Genomic DNA, 18,709 nt, shown 5'->3' on the forward strand with positions numbered 1-18,709 from the left:
ATGGGCCTTCACATCAAAACAGTTAATGTGAGTGGTGCAATTGCAATCGAGTTAGCTAATTGTCTTTCAACCCTTTCCGAGTCCATCAAATCAACTAACCGGAATTATTTTCAGCGTGAGAACATTTGTTGTGAACATTTGCTCTTACGATGAGTAAATGATGGGTTCATATTTATCTCATCTACACAGAATGTCAATTGCTAATTTAAGGTTATAGTGATGTTCATCAAGTATTTCTCCAGTTGCCTTGATGGGTTATTCGAATTAAACGTTTGCCCAGTAATGAAAAGGGTTTGTAATACTCTAATAGGGTCAAGAAATAGCCTGAGAATTTGTCCCGGTAGTGAGCAAATGTTGCATTTATCTATAGTGATAACATATGCTACGGCATTGAGCAGATGTTATATGTATATTCCTATACAGGAGCTGTAGCAAAATGAACAAATCGCAACAAGATATGTCTGATGACAGCGCTGATCTCCTTACTGAAATTTCCGTTGCGTATTATCAGGATGGGGCAACTCAAGAAGAAATCTCGAAGAAGTTTTCTGTTTCCCGTGCGAAAGTAGGCCGAATGCTTAAGCAGGCACGTGATGAAGGCATTGTCGAGATCACCGTTAAATATCACCCTGTATTTAGTGCGAAGATCGAGCAAAGGTTAATAGAGCGATTTGGGGTCAAGCGAGCCTTGGTCGCACTTGATCAACCGAATGAAGAGCAACAGCGCCTGCAAGTGGCGGGTTTGGTTTCTAAATACATGGCTAGCTCTATTCAAAATGGCTCGGTGGTGACGGTTGGTCAGGGGCGTAACGTATCTGCTGTAGCTCATCACGTAGGAGTGATACCTCAGCGTGATGTCAAATTCGTCTGTGGTATCGGTGGTATCCACCCGAGAGGGGGTATGTTTAATGCCGATCATATATGTCGCCAGTTTGCGAAAAGCTATGGTGGTACCTCTGAAACTCTTTATGCACCAGCCTATGCAGAAAATCATGAACAAAAACATGCATTTATGCAGAATGCAACCGTGAAGCAAACGTTGGATCTTGCCCGTAAAGCTGATGTGGCGCTCGTCGGTATCGGAGACATGAGTGAAAACAGCTATATGGTTGACTTAGGCTGGTTTACTGCGGATGAAGTGGTGCAATCTCGTATGAATCAAGGTGTAGTCGGGGACTTTGCAGGTTATGACTTCTTTGATATTCAGGGAAAATCGGCTAAGACGGTCATGAGTGATCGTGTTATTGGTCTCAGTATTGAAGAGTTTCGCCCTATTTCGGAGGTAATTGCGATTGCCGCAGAAAATAGCAAACCATTAGCCATGCTTGGTGCATTAAGAACAGGCGTCATTGATGTTATTGCAACTAGTGTGAGCAATGCGCTAACCGTTTTAAACTTGGATGAACAAATGAAATAACGAAAAAATGGTCATCTGCAGGCACGAGAGATTGCTCGTGCTTGCTCTTAAAGAGTGTTTTCAGCGTTCTCTTTTATGAAATCAATAAAGGCGCGTATTCTGGCTGGCATCTGTAAGCCATAGTTATGCACTGCCCATACAGGCGCTTTCAATGCCATTCCGTCAGCCGTTAATCTCACTAAATCACCTCGCTCAAGCTCTTCTTTAATAGCCAGGATAGGCAAACAAGCAAGCCCCAGTCCTGACAAGGTCATCAGGCGAATGGTCGGAATACTGTCTCCCATGCGAGTGGAATGGAATCGATAACTGATACTTTGTTTTCCCACCGAGAACTTTCGCTCAACATTTATGCCCTCCCATTGATTCGCAATATAGTCATATTCGAGTAGCTCGGTTGAGGTAACAGGCAGTGTAATGTCGCGACTTTTCATGTATTCCGGTGAACAGCACAACACTTGTTCCAATTCGCCAATTTTGGTCGCTCGGGAGCTGGAGTCTGGCAGCTCCCCCACCGTTATGGAAAGATCGATGTATTTATCGATCAAGTTGAGGCGCATGTCATTGGCAAGGAGTCTAGGCTCTATACGAGGATGATTCTTCACAAACCGGCACATAGATGGGCCGATAAGGTGTGTCATTAGTGTATGAGGAGAGGTAACCGTCACTGTACCTGCGAGGTCGGTATTCGATTCGCGCACCTCTTCTTCTGCCAGAGACATCAGTTTTTTCATCTCCAAGCATCGTTGGTAATAACGTTGTCCTGCTTCGGTGAGAGATTGTCGCCGTGTCGTTCGAGTCAGTAGCTTTACACCTAAATGTTTTTCTAAGCTCTGCAAATGGTGACTTAGTACAGACTTAGAAACATCGAGCTCATCTGCTGCTTTGGTAATGGATCCTGATTCGACGATTTGAGCAAAAACCTGCATACGGTGAAGGTCAGATTTCATAAGCGTTATTGTTCTATTTAATGAGATTATTTGTTGGATTTTACTTAATTTATCATTAAATCTAAATAATTAAACTCTCCTATGAATTTAAAAAAGGAATAAAAGGGAGAGTGATGAGCATTCTAGTTCAATTTAAACTTAACCATTCGTTGGAAAACACCCAGTCTATCAAAGACTTCTTTACAGCAATCTTGCCCGATACGAGAACATTTGCAGGGAATTTGTCGGCACACTTGTATGAAAAGGTTCAGGGGCAGCATGAATTGGTGTTACTTGAAGAATGGCAGACGCCTCAACATTTTGATAAGTACATTTCGTGGCGTAAAGAGATCGGTGACTTTGACCAGCTTGGCACTATGCTTACGGATACACCAACTATTAGCATGCTTTCCAAGGAAGTGTAATGAATATTATTTGGAGTCCAGCGACGGTTCCACCACCAGCTGCTAATTACCATCAATGTGCAATGATACCTTCTGGCTCGACTCGGTTACATATAGCAGGGCAGCTTGGCATCGATGAGCATGGTAAAGTGCCGACTAGTACAGAAGAACAAATGGTTTTGGCATGGCAGAATCTGCGAGGAGTTCTACAAGCGAATCGAATGGACATACAAGACCTGATTAGCGTTCGAATTTACATGGTAAATCGACAAGATTTATCGGAATATCAACGAGCTAAAACACGTATTCCTTTTGAAGTAGGTGGATTGCCGACTACTTTACTGTTTGTAAATGGATTATTTGATGAAAACTGGAAAGTAGAAATTGAAGCAGAGGCTGCAAAACGTTTTCAGATAAGTGAAGTACTTGGAAATTTCTGAAAACAAAGTCAACAAAGGCAGCTGTTTGTCGCTGCCTTGTTTGCTATTTAGCTAATGGGCAAATGGTCACTCGCCCCCCATTCTGTCCATGAACCATCATAGATAGAGAGGTTTTTGTATCCTGTAAGCTGCGCGGCTAACAGTACAATCGCTGCAGTAACCCCTGAGCCGCAACTAAATATGTATTGAGATTTATCGCGGCTTAATGATCTTGATAAGATAGATGTTAACTCGTCGGTTGACTTGAGTTTGTGACCCTCCATTAGCTCTGTAAATGGTTGGCAAACAGAGCTGGGGATATGTCCAGCACGTATGCCCGGTCTTGGCTCAGGCACTTGCGCATTAAATCGAGCATGAGAGCGAGCATCAACCGTCTGGTTAGAGAGATTGTCTATTTGTTCTAGAACATATTGAGAATCAACAAAGTAAGATGGGTTGAGCTGACCGTCGAAATTGCCTTCAGATATCGACTCTTTGTAAGATGTTACTGTTTTGAAGCCAGCGTGTTTCCACTCAGTGAGGCCACCATTTAGAATGTACACCTCTTTATGACCCATCGCTTTTAACATCCACCACGCTCTCGGAGAGGCAAAGGTACCGCTGTTATCGTACACCACGATAATAGAGTCTTGATTAAGACCTATGCTTCTTGCTAACTGATTGAAGCGGTCTTGTGAAGGCATCATATGTGGCAGTGAAGCGTCTGGGTCACAAAAAACCTTGTCATAATCGAAGCGGATGGTATTAGGGAGCAAGTTATGCTGATCTTTTTCTGTTTCGGATGGGATCTGAAATTCAATACTGGTGTCTAAAACTACCAACTTGCCGGATTTTTCCAGTTCAATAAGTTCTGCTGGAGAGATAAGCGGTGACATGATATTTCCTTATAAGTCTATGTGATTTATAGATTTAATCGGCTCAGTTTGCCTCTAACTACACACGGCGCAATCAGGCATTTTCATGAGATTCATTTCTCGCCATGACATGGTCATCGCATCAAGAATAAGAATCTTACCTTCTTTTGCCTGTCCGTACTTGGCGATAACTTTAATCGCTTCCATTGCTTGCACCGCGCCGATGATGCCTACAACTGGCGCCATGACTCCAGCCTCCACACAACTTAATGCTGCAGAGCCGAAAAGGGCACTTAAGCATTGGTAGCAAGGTTGTGTTTTATCCTTATAAGTGAAGACACTGACTTGTCCTTCCATTCGTATTGCTGCACCGGAAACCAGCGGTATTTTTAACGCATAGCAGAGGCGATTAAGTTGATTGCGAGTCTCTACATTATCCGATGCATCGAGCACCAGCGTATGCTGCTCAATTTCCTTTTTTAAATCCTCATCACTCAAGCGTTGATCTATGGTACGCACTTGCAGGTGAGGGTTCAGCTGCTGAAGAGATTCAGCAGCTGACAGGACTTTCTTTTTGCCAACGTCGACATCATGATGAAGTACTTGGCGTTGTAGGTTAGACAGTTCGACAACGTCATCATCAATTAAGGTCAGCGAGCCAACCCCAGCGGTCGCTAAGTATTGACTTGATGCACAACCAAGGCCACCAGCCCCGAGAATCAGCACGGAGCTTCGTTTCAATGCTTCTTGACCGTCAAAATCAAATTGCTTGAGTATAATCTGACGGTTATAGCGCAGCATTTCTTGATCGGAAAGGATCTCCAATGTGTTCACTCCTAGTAAAGGGTTGAATTGAACAACTGGATATTCACGGTTTCACCGACTTCAACACGGCCTCGCTCACGCTCCAAAACAACAAAACAATTGGCTAAACTCATCGAGCGGAACGCGCCAGAACTCTGGTTGCCTGTCGTTTCTACTACAAACTTGCCATCTTCGATGGTGTAAACACCACGCTGGTAATCTGTACGCCCCGGCGATTTCTTAAACGCAGTGCGGGTTGTTGCCGGTATAGATTCAGGCGCTGTCCATTCAGTATGTCCGGCAAGCTTGGCTAGCATAGGTTGAACCAGAACGTACATGGTTAATACCGCTGAAACGGGGTTACCCGGAAGGCCGCAGAACCACGCGGTCGATAATTTGCCAAAGGCAAATGGTTTGCCAGGCTTGATAGCAAGCTTCCAAAACCCAATTTGGCCCAGTTCTTCAAGAATATCTTTCGTATAATCAGCTTCCCCGACACTCACACCGCCCGAAGTAACGACGACGTCAGCTAAAGTTTGCGCCTTTTCAAAGGTGGCTTTTAACTCTTCAGGACAGTCAGGGATAATACCAAGATCAATAGGTTCACAACCAAAGTTCTCGATCAGTGGTTTTATGCCATAACGATTGCTGTCGTATATTTGGCCAGCTTTGAGTGGTTCTCCAAGAGGCTTTAGCTCATCACCTGTTGAGAAGAAGGCAACACGAGGCTTACGAACGACAGTGACGTGGCTAATACCCAAAGTTGCGATCATTGGGATATCTCGGGCGGTAAGGCGCGCTCCTTTAGGTAATACGACGTCATCTTTGCGAATGTCATCACCTGTAGGACGAATGTTGTTCTGCGGCTTCACATCGGTCTGATTGAACTGCACGCCTTGTTCAGTCTGCTCAGTGTTTTCCTGCATGATGACGGCATCACAGCCTTCAGGAATTTGAGCGCCAGTCATAATGCGAACGCATGTGCCTTTTGGCCATTCGCCCTCAAAAGGTTGGCCTGCAAAAGATTTACCCGCTAAAGGCAGAACATTATTGTTATTTAAGTCGGCAATACGAATTGCGTATCCGTCCATGGCTGAGTTATCAAAAGGAGGAACGAAAATAGGGGAAAGTATATCTTCAGCAAGAACATAGCCAATGGCTTCGGCAAGAGGCAGTTGTAAGGTGGTTTGGATTGGTTTAATTGGCGACAGCATTTGTTCCATCGCATCTTCGATTGGCATCAGGCCAGGAGCGTCACAGCAACCCATAATACAGTCCTAAATCATTATTATATTAGCGTTTAATGAACATCACTTTATCACAGAAATCGTAGTCGCAATAATGACCACGGATAAAATATGGGTGTAATTATTCAAAAATCCGAGTATCCTTGTCAGCCATCCGAAAGAGGTAAATCCCTCGATTTCTGGGTGTTTTGAGTTGTTCAGTACTGAGCCAGAGTTTGTCGAGGCTTCAGTCAAATTCAATCGATTGAAGCATGTACGGCAAGTTGATGTAAGAGGAAGTGGAATGTCAGGTCTTAGCGAATCCGCGAAGTTGGTAAAAGATGCGCTAGAAAGCCGTGGTTTGGAGACGCCAATGTCACCGAACCAAATCAGTCGCGAAGAGAAAAAGGAAAAGATTCAGCACCATATGCGTGAAATTCTTTCTCTACTCGAGCTTGACCTTACTGATGACAGTCTCGAAGAAACACCGCATCGCATTGCTAAGATGTACGTTGACGAAATCTTCTCGGGGCTTGATTACGCGAACTTCCCTAAAATTACAGTGATTGAGAACAAGATGAATGTGAGTGAAATGGTGCGTGTTAAAGACATCACACTCACAAGCACTTGTGAGCATCACCTAGTAACGATTGATGGCCGTGCGACTGTAGCGTATATTCCTCGCGGAAAAATCATTGGCTTGTCTAAGATTAACCGCATCGTCCGTTTCTTTGCGCAGCGCCCTCAGGTGCAAGAGCGCATGACTCAACAAATTTTAGTCGCACTACAAACTCTCTTAGAGTCTGATGATGTTGCTGTGACTATTGATGCGACGCACTATTGCGTGAAATCTCGTGGAGTGATGGATGCAACAAGCGAAACCACCACCACTGCGTTAGGTGGTATTTTTAAGAGCAACCCAGCTACGCGCCACGAGTTCCTTCACGGAATTCGCTAGACAGTCAGTCGATTTACGAATTATTCAAAACCGCTTCCTTGTTGAAGCGGTTTTTACTTTTTTAACTGCTGACGGATCCACATTCGTTAGCCATCCTTGAAGGATACACTTGTGACAACCTCATTTAAGAGTCTGAATCTTAGAAGTGAATTGATAGAGACGCTGAATAGCCTTAACTACACGGAAATGACGCCGATACAACAACAGGCGTTGCCGATCGTTCTTGAAGGCAAAGACGTGATTGGACAGGGTAAAACTGGCTCGGGTAAAACTGCGGCGTTTACACTTGGGTTACTAAGCAATCTGAACGTTAAACGCTTCCGTGTTCAGACCTTGGTACTGTGTCCAACTCGCGAACTCGCCGATCAGGTAGCGAAAGAGGTTCGTACACTGGCACGTGGTATTCACAACATCAAAGTTCTCACGCTGTGTGGTGGCATGCCGATGGGGCCTCAAATTGGCTCACTAGAGCATGGCGCGCATATCTTGGTGGGTACGCCTGGGCGTATTCTAGATCACCTTTCTAAAGGTCGTATCAATCTAGCTGAGATGAACACTTTGGTTCTGGATGAAGCTGATCGAATGTTGGAAATGGGCTTTGAAGAGGCGATTGACGCCATCATTGACGAAGCACCTCAAGACAGACAAACCTTATTGTTTAGTGCGACGTTCCCGAAAAACATTGAGTCATTAGCATCTAAAGTGATGCGTAATCCTCAAATGATCAAAGTGGAATCAACGCATCAGACAACCACCATCGAGCAGCGATTCTATAAACTCAATACAGCAGAAGAGCGTGATGAGGCTCTGGAAGCTTTACTGCTGACCCACAAACCTGAGTCGTCAGTTGTGTTCTGTAACACCAAGAAAGAAGTCCAGAAGGTGACCGATGAGCTAAGCCACAGTGGGTTTAGCGTTGTCGAACTTCATGGTGATATGGAGCAGCGTGAACGCGAACAGGCATTGACTATGTTTGCTAACAAAAGTGTCTCGATTCTTGTTGCGACCGACGTTGCAGCGCGTGGCCTTGATGTTGATAACCTTGATGCTGTGTTTAACTTTGAGTTATCTCGTGACCCAGAAGTTCATGTTCATCGTATTGGTCGTACTGGCCGTGCCGGGTCGAAAGGGGTGGCATACAGTTTCTATAGTGAGAAAGAGGAATACCGGGTCGCACGAATTGATGAGTACATGGACATTGCCATCTCTCCTGCGATGCTGCCTGAAAAGCCAATCGAGAAACCTTTCTATCCTAAAATGCAAACTATTCAGATCCTTGGTGGTAAGAAGCAGAAAGTACGCGCAGGTGATATCTTGGGTGCTCTCACTAAACAGGCAGGTCTGGACGGAAACAAGATTGGTAAGATAAATATTCTGCCAATGGTTTCTTACGTCGCGGTGGAGCATGACATTGTCAAGCCCGCTTTAAAGCAGCTTCAAACGGGTAAAATGAAAGGACGAAACTTTAAAGCTCGAGTTATGAAATAAAGAAAAGCCAGCCTTTGACTTGGCTGGCTTTATCTCGACATGTTGGATGGATTAACTGTCGAATAAATACAGATATTCTCCATAGCCTTTTTCTTCAAGCTCATCGATGGGAATGAACTTCATCGCGGCTGAATTCATGCAGTAGCGTAGACCCGTTGGTGCCGGTCCATCTTTGAAAACATGACCTAAGTGAGAATCCGCAAATCGACTTCTGACCTCGGTTCTTGGGTACACCAAGTGATAGTCGGTTTTCGTGATAATGTAGGCTTCATTAATGGGTTTGGTGAAGCTTGGCCAGCCTGTGCCTGATTTGTATTTATCAGTAGAAGAGAATAAAGGCTCACCTGATACTACATCCACATAGATACCACGCTGCTTGTTATCCCAGTACTCGTTGTTAAACGCGCGTTCTGTCCCTTCTTCTTGCGTGACGTAATACTGTAGGTCTGTTAGTTTTGCTTTGATTTCTTGCTCAGAAGGTCTCTTATATGGCTTTACGTTGGCTACTGCCTTATGTGCATCAATCAATTGACGCAGTGTCTTCGGGTTTTCTTCTCTATCATCACCGAAGATGTCATCTAAATATTGATCACGGCCAGACGCGTAGCGATAGTAGTTATAACGGATTTTATTCCGCTTGTAGTAGTCCTGATGATAGTTCTCTGCTGGCCAGAATTTAGTGAACTTAATGAGTTCGGTCTTGAGCGGCTTTTTAAAGATCCCTAATTCTTCGATTTCAGTCATAAAGCTTTCAGCGATGCGTTTTTGCTCATCGTTATGATAGAAAATGGCAGGGCGGTATTGCGGGCCACGGTCCACAAATGATCCTTTGTTATCAGTAGGATCAATGTGACGGAAGAATTGATCAAGAACCTGCTCGTAGCTAACGGCCTGTGGATCAAACTTCACTTCGATGACTTCAATGTGGCCCGTTTTACCTGATGCAACTTGCTTGTAGGTTGGATTCTCTAATTTACCGCCAGAATAACCCGACACAACATCAAGGACGCCAGGTAGTTTCTCTAGATCAGATTCAGTACACCAGAAACAACCACCTGCCAGCGTTGCTACCTGATACTCTCCATGAGTCGAGCTTTTCGTCATATCGCTGCCTGCTGTACTAAAAAATGACGCTAATGCAGCAGCCAGAATGATGGCGGAAAAAATTATCTTCGACTTCATTTTCATATCAACCTCTTCGATTGTTTTGTCTTTGATTAATAAGAAAGGCCAGTTGAGGAAAAAATTGCATGAGATCTGATTTTTTGAAAACTTTCTTCGATGACAGGGATATTTCCACATTAAACGAGTGCCTATATCACCTTTTTCCCATCATAGGATTCCTTTTTATATGTTTGATTACTGGTTTAACAATTGCTTTAATTTTAATAAGTTAAGTTTAATTTGTTCAAGATAACGGAATCGTTCACTCATAGCAGTAGCTTGACTTAATAGTGTCTTGCACTATTACTTACCGATAACATCAACTTAATACTGATGGAACAGTGTTTGGAGTTATCACTATGAAAAAAACCTTAACTTTGCTCTGTGCGGTTATGGCTTCTGCCTCGGTCTTTGCAAAAAACGATGTCACTGTTTATGGTGACGATTCATACCCTCCTTATTCTTATGTCGAAAGTGGCAGGGTTACAGGTATTTATACAGTTATTCTTGAACGAATTTTTTCTAAAATGCCGGACTATAACGTGACTATAAAAGGTGTGCCTTGGAAGCGTGGGTTATCTGAAGCTGAAGGTGGAAAAATCTTCGCTCTTTATCCTCCGTACAAACGTCCGGAGCAGCGGCCATACATGGAATACGATATGCCAATACTTGATGAAAAGCTTGTCGTTGTGTGTCAGAAGTCTGTATTGAGTAACCCTAGACCAAATTGGCCGGGTGACTATATGGGCCTTACGATAGGTAATAACGCTGGGTTTTCCGCGGGTGGCGATGAATTTAGAGCAGCGGTAAAAGCAGGCAAGATCAAACTCAACGAAACCAAAGGCACGCCTAAAAACCTTCTTAAGCTTATTGCTGGCCGTGTCGATTGCTATATGAATGATGCTCTTTCAATCCAGTGGGAACTCAAAAAACTGCAGAATGAAGGCAAGTATGATGGTCAAAGTATTGTTGAAGGCGCGACTATCAGCTCGGAGCAAGGGTTCTTAGGCTTCGTGACTGATGGTGCCAAGTTCCCCTATAAAGAGGATTTTAAAGCACAATATCATAAGATTTTGTCTGAAATGAAAGAGAGTGGTGAAGTCGATCAAATAGTGAATGACTTTATCAAATGACATCCAAACATGGGTCGACTCGCAAAGGGTCGGCCTGTTATTTTAAAACTTTTAAATTTTCCTTTTGATATTCCTTCCGATCAAGTGTTGAAAGACCAGTTGCAATTAACTGATGGATTGCTTTGCGAACTTTGCAAACAGAGCAAAGATCATTGTAATTATTAATCAATACCATAGACTACCTCTATATTTACTGTTGAGACTAAGCAAATGGATCTGAATACATTCATTGAACAATTAAGCCGTGCCCCTGAGTCGATTGAATTTGAACACACGATGGCAGTTATAGACGCACATTATGTTTTTACGCCAACGGCTTTTACAAATGGTGAGAGTGAGAATGAGGCCAATCAGAATAACGGCTCATGCAAGATATTTGCTTTCGCGAAACTTAACCAGTTGTCAGAACAAGCCACCTTAGCCTGCTTTGGCCGTTTTTATAGGGAAGATGTGCTGCAAAACCCTGATTGTAATGATCATGCTAACATTCGCAACTTCATGAATTCGGGCTGGCAAGGCATCAAATTTGAGTCAGAAGCGCTTATTCGTCGATGATTAATGAGGAGCAGCATTGCTCCTTTTTTCATGGGTAAAGAACTATGAACAACAAACAGCTTATTGAATATCTTGATACTTTTATGAGTGTTGAATCGGGCCATCCGTTTGGCCCTGAAGCTCTAGTGTATAAAGTGAAAGGAAAAATGTTTGCAATCTTATCCGAGAGAGAAGGGCGTGAATATGTCACTGTCAAGGTAAAACCGGAAGATGGTGAGGTTCTGACTGGTCAATTTAATGATATTACACCTGGTTACTATACCAATAAAAAGCACTGGGTAACGGTTTACTATCCTGGCGACGTTGAAGATGGCTTGATTCAGGATCTCTGTGAGCGCTCCTATGAATTGGTCGTGAGTAAATTGCCCAAAGGGCAAAGAGTCCAACTAGGTTACGATTGAATCTTAAGACTAGTTAATCGATCAAATAAACAACCACTTGGTGTAAATACCAGCAGTCAAATAGAAAATGGATATTTTGATTTGACTCTCTCTCTGCAATCCGTAAAGTGTGCGTTGAGCGTGGCGGTGGGTAGCTAAAGCGCGAGAATAAAGGCGCGTTGGCAGAGTGGCTATGCAGCGGATTGCAAATCCGTGGACCTCGGTTCGACTCCGGGACGCGCCTCCATTCGACCTCTTCTGCTAGAATACTCTTATATGACTAACTTTGTAATGGCGTAATTGTCTAACTTAGACGTTACGATTGGTTGTGTCACAACCACTTGTTTAATATCCTCAAAAAAAGCCCCGCATTGAGCGCACAACATACTATCTGCTTCTGATAGAAAATACTCTTCACTGCCGCACAGCAGGCAACACAATACTTTGTCGTCTTGATTTGATTCCATGAAAGCTCCAGCAGCAAAAGTAACTAGGGCGTGTTGATCTTTGCTGTACATTTCGTATTCAGCAATACATCGGTAACCACATTAACATGAATGCCAGCGATAACATGCTGGCATAATTCCTTTCTAACTTGTCATATCTACTTGAAATAGCTCGATAATGCTTAATTCTCGCAAAGGCATTTTCAACCAGATGACGATACTTGTATAGACACCAATCCATACTGGTTTTGTCTATATCTTGCCCATAATTGCGTTTAGCAATTACCGTTTCTCCGCCATGTTCCTTAACAAAAGTACGGAAAGCTTCGCTGTCATATCCTTTATCACAAACGATGGTATTAACTTCATCGAGTTGTTCAACTAAGCTTTTGGCATGCAATATATCGTGGCGTTGACCTTCTGATAAATCAAAGCAAATCGGTAAGCCACCACTATCCACAGCTAAGTGAATTTTGGTTGAGTTGCCCCCGCAACTTTTTCCTATTTGCTCTGAGCTTTCAGTAGCTGCGCCTGTACTATGCTGGTGCGCTCGAACTATAGAGCCGTCAAGAAAGACCCATTCAAAATCAGCCATGCTAGATAAGCTTCTGAAAAGCTTATCTAAAACCCCTTTCTTTGACCAAAGATTAAATCGTCTGTAAACGGTACTCCACTCTCCGAACTCAGAGGGTAGATCTCGCCAAGGAATACCTGTTCTCATTCGATAAAGTATTCCTTCAAATGTCATTCGATGTTCAGTTTTATCGTAAATACGACCTGTACTTTTCATAATTTGAAGTAGCAGTTCCCATCGAATATCAGTTAGCATTGTTCTTGGCATGGTATTGGTTATGGTTTTACTTTTGGCGAAGCAAATTATAACTCTTTACCATGTTGTTCAAAAAATACTCACGAAAGATCAACACACCCTAGGTATGTTCTATAGCTAAGGTTTTTTTATTATTGTTTAATAATGCAAATAGCCAGAATATCTGTATACGATGACATTCTAGTTGAATACTCTTTCAAATATGCTTTGTTTGGATGGTTTTCGTTAACTATGAGAGTGAATTCATAAAATTTATGGCTTGTTTTATAAACAAACAGATCTAGAAGAAAAGCTATAAGTGAAACGCTGCTCTATGTATATGAGGAGCTTTTCACTTTCAGTTTAGCTTACTAACTTGACCGCTTCACGAGTGAGTTTTGCCAGTTCTGGCCAATTCTGTTCTTCAACAAGGCGTTTCTCAACCATCCATGTTCCGCCACACGCCAAAACGCGAGGAATAGAAAGGTAGTCTTTAATGTTTTTAGGGTTAATTCCACCCGTTGGCATAAGGTGAACATCTGAGTAAGGTGCTAAGAGTGATTTGACCATTTGCACACCACCAGACGCTTCTGCTGGGAAAAATTTAAGAGTGGTTAAGCCAAGTTCTAAAGCTGCTTCAATCGTGCTTGGATTATTAACTCCGGGGATAATGTCAATACCAATTTCCTGACAAGCTTTAACGGTGTTTGGATTAAACCCTGGTGAAACGATGAACGTCGCGCCAGCTTCTTTGGCTGCTATTGCTTGTTCTTTATTCAAGACTGTCCCAGCACCGATTAACATATCTGGCTGGGATTCTCTTAGTAGACGAATGGCTTCCACGGCAGCTTCAGATCGGAACGTAATTTCAGCCGCCGGTAATCCGTTTTCTACGAGAACTTTACCAAGAGGGACAATGTCCTTCGCATCGTCAATCGCGATAACAGGGATGACTTTTAGTTTGTGTAGTTGTTTGTTAATAAGTGACATCGATTTACCTTATCTTCATACGCAGCTTGTACTGAGTGATTATCGTCTTGTGGCCATAAAGTAGGACGAAAATTGCTTCGCAGGGATTTTAGCAGAGTCAGTAAGTTGGCTCTATCTTCGTCAGATAATATCGCAAGACTATTCCACTAATATAAATCATATCTACTTTGGACAGGTTAGATTTAATGTCAATAAACTGAGGGGGATGAAGCAAGTTTAGAATAGTTCTAATTTTAAATGATAAAGAGTAAACAGAGGGCTTTGAATCAGCCCTCAATAAAGGTTTAGGTACGACCAGCGAGATAAGCTTCGTAATCTGGGATTTCTATTTCTACTTCAGACTCGATTAAATCAGACTCAATTAAGAAATTAGCCGTAGCACGGTTGGTTGCAACAGGGATGTTCCAGACACTTGCAATTCGAAGTAGGGCTTTCACATCAGGATCATGCGGCACGGCATTGAGCGGATCCCAGAAGAAGATCAGCATATCAATTTTCTTTTCTGAAATGAGAGCACCGATTTGTTGGTCACCACCCATAGGGCCTGAAATCATACTCTTAATCGCGAGTCCGGTTTGTTTACTCAGCATTGAGCCTGTGGTTCCTGTTGCATAAAGAAAGTGACGTTGAAGTTTTTCCTTATGCTCAGTGACCCAGCGTAGGAGTTCTGGTTTACAGTTATCATGGGCAACCAGAGCAACATGTTTGTGTGCAGGCAATGTGCGAGTTGTTTTCTGCATTATTGATTTTTCCCTAATATTTTTAATTAGTTACGTAAAACGTAGGTCTGTATTCCGATGGTGACAAGGATTCAGCTATAACTTTTGGTTTTAAGTTTTTGGGTGTCAGTGCTTCGATAATCGGAGCTTCAATAGTTTCATACGATTGACCTTTCAGATAGCTTACCGCTTGTCTGACAGATAAGCGACCTTGTTTAACCATTTTGTCAGTAGGCGCAAATTCTACGCGATTTCTTAGTAGCCCTCGATAGACACCATGGCTCAAATAAGTAGAGACCAAACCGATATTCTCTGTTTTCCCTGCGTTTCTTAGCTCACTAATCGCAGCTTCAATGGCCACAGCACTGCCGACTAGGTAAGAGATGTCTTCTATTTCAATCGCTTTTTGTACTAGATTACGCTGAAGCTCTTTATCATTATCGGCCCAGTAGGTTTCGACAATTTGAATGTCACTATCTTCGATAGCGCTAAGAAAGCCACGAATCACAGGTTTTGTCCCACCACTGGAATTAGGGCCGGGTAGTAAAACGATTTTTATCTCACCAGAGCCTTTCGGGTGTTTATTTTTAAGGTATTGGCCGGTGTAGAACCCCATCCAATACCAATCTACCCCGACTTCTCCTTTAAGCAGTTTTTGTGATTGGCTACCGAGGATCATCTGATTGACACTGGCGAAGACAGGGGTTACTCCTGCGTATTGACGCAGGCTATTCATGTATAAATCTGGTGCTACAGTACCGAGAATAATGGCATCAGCGTTCCAGCTTAGACATTTACCTAGCTGTTCTTTTTGCTTAAATTGATTCGGATACCCACCAGCTTCAAAGACCTGTAAATTGACGCCAAGGTTTTTGGCTTCATCAACCATACCGTAGTTAACGGACAACCAATACGAATCTTTAAGGTGCGGGTATAAAGCACACAGTCGGTAGGGAGCCTGTTCCGCATATGCATAAATTGGTGAAAAGGCGTTAATTACAATGGCTGAGATCAATAATCGTTTTGCTGAGAAAGCTGAAAGCATGAGGTATATCGTTGGTAATCGTTACGTAAACACTGCAAAATATAGCGTATTCTCTCAGTGCAAAGAAGTGTCGTTACTTAATGTTACTTGCCAAAGCCAGTATCGGTCGAAAGTTGCTGTTCGCGTTTCTTGCCATGGCGCTGCTGGTATGTATTTCTGCATTAATTGGCGTGTTTGGCTTTTCTTCTGTCGCTAAAACGGAAAGAAACGTTGTAAATTCCGCCATTCCTTCCATGATCGAAGCGCGTCAAGTCTCTGAGCTGAGTGCAAAAATTATTTCCTCCGTACAAAGCTTATCGAATGCCAAAACTGAAGTGCAACGCCAGAAATCAGGCAAAGAATTGTTTTCGCAATTGGAAAGTTTGCTCACACATATTAAGCAGCTTGGCTCTGACTCATTTGACTCTGAACTTCTGACTCGATTGGAAGCGGATGTCCAGACAGTGATCAATACTTTAGTGGAGCTAGGTATTGTGGTAGAGAAAAGACTACAGCTTAATCACCAACTGGCTGTGACAACCACAGAATTGCGGGAGTTGGCGTCAGAGCTCGAACAGTTGACACGCACTCAGGTGGCGAATACCAGTACTATCGCTGTTGCCAATGTGACTCACATCTATGATTTGCTAGAAGAGAAGCGAACAGAGCAAGCATATCAAGCCTTAGATACCTTGGTTGAGGTCGATTTGGACCTCGCTGAGCGACTGCATGAATTACACCTTCTCGCGTTTAAGATGCTCAACCACATTGAAGAGACGCGAACGATTTCTGATATTGAACGAATTCGAACGGTTCGAGAAGAGTTCATGGATAATCTTGACATCATGAAGCGCCGAGTTCGTGGTGTAGAAGATCCTACCCGTTCTATCCAAATGGAAGAATTGCTTATTCAGCTCAAGCATGGTGAAAGGGTTTTTGACGTTCTTCTACAACGTTATCAAAACGAGAAAACAGCCCAACAACTGATGCAAGACACGTTGACACAGTTTACGGCTTTGAACACCACAGTAAATAAGCTGGTTGATGATTCTAACCAAGCAACAACACGTGCAGTCGAGAAGTTAAAAACAACACTGGATTATGCTCAACTTAGCCTGACACTGATCACTGTGCTTGGGATGTTGATCGTGGTTATGATCGTTTGGAAAGTGGTTTATGTTTCAGTGCTTAAGCGTTTAGCTGAGTATTCATCCGCCTTGCTTTCTATTGCTCAAGGTCAACTTAAGGTCGACATTACGGTAAAAGGGAACGATGAGCTTGCTCATATGGGGCAAGCGATCATCACGGCCAGGAATACCGCTCAAGCATTAAAGGTGGTCGCTGAAAGTGAAACGAAAGCGAAACAGGAGCTACAAGAACACAAAGAACACCTCGAAGAACTCGTGACGGAGCGAACTCACCAGTTACAAGATACCAACAAGCGTCTAAATCATGAGGTGTTAAATCACGCTAAAGCACGTCGACAAGCAGAACAAGCCAACCGAGCTAAATCTGCGTTTCTAGCTACGATGAGTCATGAGATCAGAACGCCTATGAATGGTGTTCTTGGGACTGCTCGATTACTTCAAGAGACGGGATTGAATCAACAGCAAGCACACTACGTAGATGTCATTAATCGCAGTGGTAATACATTGCTCGCCATACTTAATGATGTCCTTGATTATTCCAAAATCGAAGCAGGGCACCTTGAAATTCGAGCCGTGGATTTTAATCTTTATGACATGGTTGATGATGTCAAGCAGCTGCTAGAAGGACGGGCAAAGGAAAAGCAAATAGAGCTCAATGTGTTGATAGAAAGCGATGTGGCTCAATTTTTCTTTGGAGATGCAACTCGTATTAATCAAGTATTGACCAACCTGGTAGGCAATGCGGTCAAGTTCACTGAGCAAGGCCATGTCGATATCTATGTGACCAACGATCCAGACAACCCCGAGAATGTATTGTTTGAAGTGTCCGATACCGGGATTGGGATCAGTCAGGACGAACAAGGCACGTTATTTGAAGCATTCACCCAAGCGTCTGGTGGACTTCATTCTAAAGGTGGTACAGGCCTCGGGTTAGCGATCAGTAAGCGTATTGTTGAAGCCATGGGAGGTTCATTGATGCTCGAGTCTGAGCTTGACCAAGGCAGTCAGTTCAGCTTTAGCATACCGCTGAGCCAAGGTGCGGAAGTTCAGCCCAAAGAACAGAACATTCGTCAATCACTTAAAGCAAGCGTTCTGCTGGTGGAGGATAACCCTGTAAACTGTATGGTAGCCGAGGGGTTCCTGAAAAGCTTAGGCCACGAGGTCATGACTGCTACGGATGGGTTAACGGCTCAAAAGCTTTATTCGGATTACCATTTTGATATTGCTCTCCTCGACATTAACTTACCCGACTGTAATGGTGTCGAATTATTGAACGAGCTAAAGTGTTTAAATGGTGACGCTGTCACACCTATGATTGCTATTTCTGCTCATGTTTATAATGAGGAAGTTCAAAGTTACCTCTCTGCTGGTTTTGATGGCTATCTCCCGAAGCCACTGGATAAAGATGCGCTTAGTGATGTGATCCAAGATAGCCTAGAAGGGCGAGCTTTGAGTTTGGTTTCAACTGAGCACGAGAAAACTTCCCCTCTAGTTCTGATTGATCCGAATGTAGTTGAAGAAGATTCCCTCGTTTTAGGTAGTGAAAAAATGAGAGAAATCATTAACCTGTTTATTGCAGGGGCTAATGAAGCATTGAATTTTATGCAAATAGCCGCTGAGCAAGATGACCCGAATCAAATAAAACAACTCGCGCATAAGTTGAAAGGTTCAGCAGGAAGCTTGGGTCTGCTAGCATTGTTCGACGTTTGTTTAAACATTGAGAAGTCTCAGCAGCCAGTAAAGGATTATTTGGCTTTCCGAGCTCAGCTTCAAACACTCATTGATGAATCAAAACAAGCGCTCAATAAATTGGTTGACTAGGTAT

19 protein-coding genes and 1 tRNA gene are annotated in these 18,709 nt (G+C 43.2%); 10 read left to right on the forward strand and 10 right to left on the reverse strand.

The window, feature by feature from the left end:
- The first annotated feature begins 436 nt into the window (after positions 1-436).
- Entirely contained in the window at positions 437-1,417 is a 981-nt protein-coding gene (locus CTT30_RS18815) for a sugar-binding transcriptional regulator (RefSeq protein WP_252037502.1), read from the forward strand.
- Positions 1,418-1,464: 47 nt separating this feature from the next.
- On the opposite strand, the gene CTT30_RS18820 is transcribed toward CTT30_RS18815, so the two are convergent.
- Positions 1,465-2,364, reverse strand: coding sequence for a LysR family transcriptional regulator (locus tag CTT30_RS18820; protein ID WP_239864135.1), 900 nt, complete (start codon positions 2,362-2,364; stop codon positions 1,465-1,467).
- A gap of 113 nt (positions 2,365-2,477) precedes the next feature.
- Here CTT30_RS18820 and CTT30_RS18825 point away from each other — a divergent pair, with 113 nt between their 5' ends.
- The gene (locus CTT30_RS18825) at positions 2,478-2,768 is read left to right on the forward strand and encodes a putative quinol monooxygenase (protein WP_239864134.1); all 291 of its coding nucleotides are present in this window, start codon (positions 2,478-2,480) and stop codon (positions 2,766-2,768) included.
- Entirely contained in the window at positions 2,768-3,187 is a 420-nt protein-coding gene (locus CTT30_RS18830) for a RidA family protein (protein WP_252037504.1), read from the forward strand. Before CTT30_RS18825 ends, CTT30_RS18830 begins: the two co-directional genes overlap by 1 nt.
- A gap of 47 nt (positions 3,188-3,234) precedes the next feature.
- Here CTT30_RS18830 and CTT30_RS18835 read toward each other — a convergent pair whose 3' ends face one another.
- The 3 genes from CTT30_RS18835 to moeA are packed head-to-tail and all read right to left on the reverse strand — an operon-like array spanning position 3,235 to position 6,113.
- Entirely contained in the window at positions 3,235-4,065 is an 831-nt protein-coding gene (locus tag CTT30_RS18835; protein WP_370689730.1) for a sulfurtransferase, read from the reverse strand.
- 51 nt (positions 4,066-4,116) lie between these two features.
- Complete coding sequence (moeB, locus tag CTT30_RS18840) at positions 4,117-4,866, reverse strand: molybdopterin-synthase adenylyltransferase MoeB (protein ID WP_252037508.1); 750 nt, start codon at positions 4,864-4,866, stop codon at positions 4,117-4,119.
- 11 nt (positions 4,867-4,877) lie between these two features.
- Positions 4,878-6,113 carry a molybdopterin molybdotransferase MoeA gene (moeA, locus tag CTT30_RS18845; protein ID WP_239874677.1) on the reverse strand — a complete coding sequence of 412 codons (1,236 nt, stop codon included), beginning with the start codon at positions 6,111-6,113 and terminating at the stop codon, positions 4,878-4,880.
- 262 nt (positions 6,114-6,375) lie between these two features.
- Here moeA and folE point away from each other — a divergent pair, with 262 nt between their 5' ends.
- Both folE and dbpA read left to right on the forward strand, forming a co-directional pair.
- Positions 6,376-7,029: a GTP cyclohydrolase I FolE gene (folE, locus tag CTT30_RS18850; protein WP_239838924.1), complete on the forward strand. Its 654-nt coding sequence runs from the start codon at positions 6,376-6,378 to the stop codon at positions 7,027-7,029.
- A gap of 111 nt (positions 7,030-7,140) precedes the next feature.
- Positions 7,141-8,517 carry an ATP-dependent RNA helicase DbpA gene (gene dbpA, locus CTT30_RS18855; protein ID WP_252037511.1) on the forward strand — a complete coding sequence of 459 codons (1,377 nt, stop codon included), beginning with the start codon at positions 7,141-7,143 and terminating at the stop codon, positions 8,515-8,517.
- Positions 8,518-8,568: 51 nt separating this feature from the next.
- Here the strand turns inward: dbpA and msrB are convergent, their stop codons facing one another.
- Entirely contained in the window at positions 8,569-9,705 is a 1,137-nt protein-coding gene (gene msrB / locus CTT30_RS18860) for a peptide-methionine (R)-S-oxide reductase MsrB (protein ID WP_252037512.1), read from the reverse strand.
- Positions 9,706-10,040: 335 nt separating this feature from the next.
- On the opposite strand from msrB, the gene CTT30_RS18865 reads away from it, so the two are divergent.
- The 4 genes from CTT30_RS18865 (at position 10,041) to CTT30_RS18880 (ending at position 11,996) form a co-directional block, all read left to right on the forward strand.
- Positions 10,041-10,814 carry a substrate-binding periplasmic protein gene (locus tag CTT30_RS18865; RefSeq protein ID WP_239864122.1) on the forward strand — a complete coding sequence of 258 codons (774 nt, stop codon included), beginning with the start codon at positions 10,041-10,043 and terminating at the stop codon, positions 10,812-10,814.
- A gap of 210 nt (positions 10,815-11,024) precedes the next feature.
- Positions 11,025-11,369 carry a HopJ type III effector protein gene (locus tag CTT30_RS18870; RefSeq protein ID WP_252037514.1) on the forward strand — a complete coding sequence of 115 codons (345 nt, stop codon included), beginning with the start codon at positions 11,025-11,027 and terminating at the stop codon, positions 11,367-11,369.
- A 44-nt stretch (positions 11,370-11,413) separates the two neighbouring features.
- Positions 11,414-11,770, forward strand: a complete 357-nt coding sequence (locus CTT30_RS18875) for an MmcQ/YjbR family DNA-binding protein (RefSeq protein WP_239838929.1) — start codon at positions 11,414-11,416, stop codon at positions 11,768-11,770.
- A gap of 152 nt (positions 11,771-11,922) precedes the next feature.
- Positions 11,923-11,996, forward strand: a tRNA-Cys gene (locus tag CTT30_RS18880).
- 25 nt (positions 11,997-12,021) lie between these two features.
- On the opposite strand, the gene CTT30_RS18885 is transcribed toward CTT30_RS18880, so the two are convergent.
- The 5 genes from CTT30_RS18885 to torT all read right to left on the reverse strand — a co-directional run bounded on the left by CTT30_RS18885 (position 12,022) and on the right by torT (position 15,757).
- On the reverse strand, positions 12,022-12,216 hold the full coding sequence (locus CTT30_RS18885; protein ID WP_252037516.1) for a hypothetical protein: 195 nt from the start codon (positions 12,214-12,216) through the stop codon (positions 12,022-12,024).
- A gap of 58 nt (positions 12,217-12,274) precedes the next feature.
- Entirely contained in the window at positions 12,275-13,036 is a 762-nt protein-coding gene (locus tag CTT30_RS18890) for an IS5 family transposase (RefSeq protein WP_012126577.1), read from the reverse strand.
- A gap of 330 nt (positions 13,037-13,366) precedes the next feature.
- Positions 13,367-13,993, reverse strand: a complete 627-nt coding sequence (locus CTT30_RS18895; protein WP_252037518.1) for a bifunctional 4-hydroxy-2-oxoglutarate aldolase/2-dehydro-3-deoxy-phosphogluconate aldolase — start codon at positions 13,991-13,993, stop codon at positions 13,367-13,369.
- A 284-nt stretch (positions 13,994-14,277) separates the two neighbouring features.
- Positions 14,278-14,733 carry a methylglyoxal synthase gene (locus tag CTT30_RS18900; RefSeq protein WP_252037520.1) on the reverse strand — a complete coding sequence of 152 codons (456 nt, stop codon included), beginning with the start codon at positions 14,731-14,733 and terminating at the stop codon, positions 14,278-14,280.
- Between the two features lie 22 nt (positions 14,734-14,755).
- A complete protein-coding gene (gene torT, locus CTT30_RS18905; RefSeq protein WP_252037522.1) occupies positions 14,756-15,757 on the reverse strand; it encodes a TMAO reductase system periplasmic protein TorT in 1,002 nt (333 codons plus the stop codon).
- Between the two features lie 80 nt (positions 15,758-15,837).
- Between torT and torS the strand changes: the two genes are divergently transcribed.
- The gene (gene torS / locus CTT30_RS18910; RefSeq protein WP_252037523.1) at positions 15,838-18,705 is read left to right on the forward strand and encodes a TMAO reductase system sensor histidine kinase/response regulator TorS; all 2,868 of its coding nucleotides are present in this window, start codon (positions 15,838-15,840) and stop codon (positions 18,703-18,705) included.
- Positions 18,706-18,709: the final 4 nt, after the last annotated feature.

It is taken from the genome of Vibrio coralliilyticus, from assembly GCF_024449095.1.
GTDB classification, from domain to species: Bacteria; Pseudomonadota; Gammaproteobacteria; order Enterobacterales; family Vibrionaceae; genus Vibrio; species Vibrio coralliilyticus_A.

Bases quoted from the DNA above. Each gene is read 5' to 3' on its own strand.
- CTT30_RS18815 (WP_252037502.1), top strand. From the start codon at position 437: ATGAACAAATCGCAACAAGATATGTCTGATGACAGCGCTGATCTCCTT.
- CTT30_RS18820 (WP_239864135.1), bottom strand. From the start codon at position 2,364: ATGAAATCTGACCTTCACCGTATGCAGGTTTTTGCTCAAATCGTCGAA.
- CTT30_RS18825 (WP_239864134.1), top strand. From the start codon at position 2,478: ATGAGCATTCTAGTTCAATTTAAACTTAACCATTCGTTGGAAAACACC.
- CTT30_RS18830 (WP_252037504.1), top strand. From the start codon at position 2,768: ATGAATATTATTTGGAGTCCAGCGACGGTTCCACCACCAGCTGCTAAT.
- moeA (WP_239874677.1), bottom strand. From the start codon at position 6,113: ATGGGTTGCTGTGACGCTCCTGGCCTGATGCCAATCGAAGATGCGATG.
- folE (WP_239838924.1), top strand. From the start codon at position 6,376: ATGTCAGGTCTTAGCGAATCCGCGAAGTTGGTAAAAGATGCGCTAGAA.
- msrB (WP_252037512.1), bottom strand. From the start codon at position 9,705: ATGAAAATGAAGTCGAAGATAATTTTTTCCGCCATCATTCTGGCTGCT.
- CTT30_RS18865 (WP_239864122.1), top strand. From the start codon at position 10,041: ATGAAAAAAACCTTAACTTTGCTCTGTGCGGTTATGGCTTCTGCCTCG.
- CTT30_RS18870 (WP_252037514.1), top strand. From the start codon at position 11,025: ATGGATCTGAATACATTCATTGAACAATTAAGCCGTGCCCCTGAGTCG.
- CTT30_RS18875 (WP_239838929.1), top strand. From the start codon at position 11,414: ATGAACAACAAACAGCTTATTGAATATCTTGATACTTTTATGAGTGTT.
- CTT30_RS18885 (WP_252037516.1), bottom strand. From the start codon at position 12,216: ATGGAATCAAATCAAGACGACAAAGTATTGTGTTGCCTGCTGTGCGGC.
- CTT30_RS18890 (WP_012126577.1), bottom strand. From the start codon at position 13,036: ATGCCAAGAACAATGCTAACTGATATTCGATGGGAACTGCTACTTCAA.
- CTT30_RS18895 (WP_252037518.1), bottom strand. From the start codon at position 13,993: ATGTCACTTATTAACAAACAACTACACAAACTAAAAGTCATCCCTGTT.
- CTT30_RS18900 (WP_252037520.1), bottom strand. From the start codon at position 14,733: ATGCAGAAAACAACTCGCACATTGCCTGCACACAAACATGTTGCTCTG.
- torT (WP_252037522.1), bottom strand. From the start codon at position 15,757: ATGCTTTCAGCTTTCTCAGCAAAACGATTATTGATCTCAGCCATTGTA.
- torS (WP_252037523.1), top strand. From the start codon at position 15,838: ATGTTACTTGCCAAAGCCAGTATCGGTCGAAAGTTGCTGTTCGCGTTT.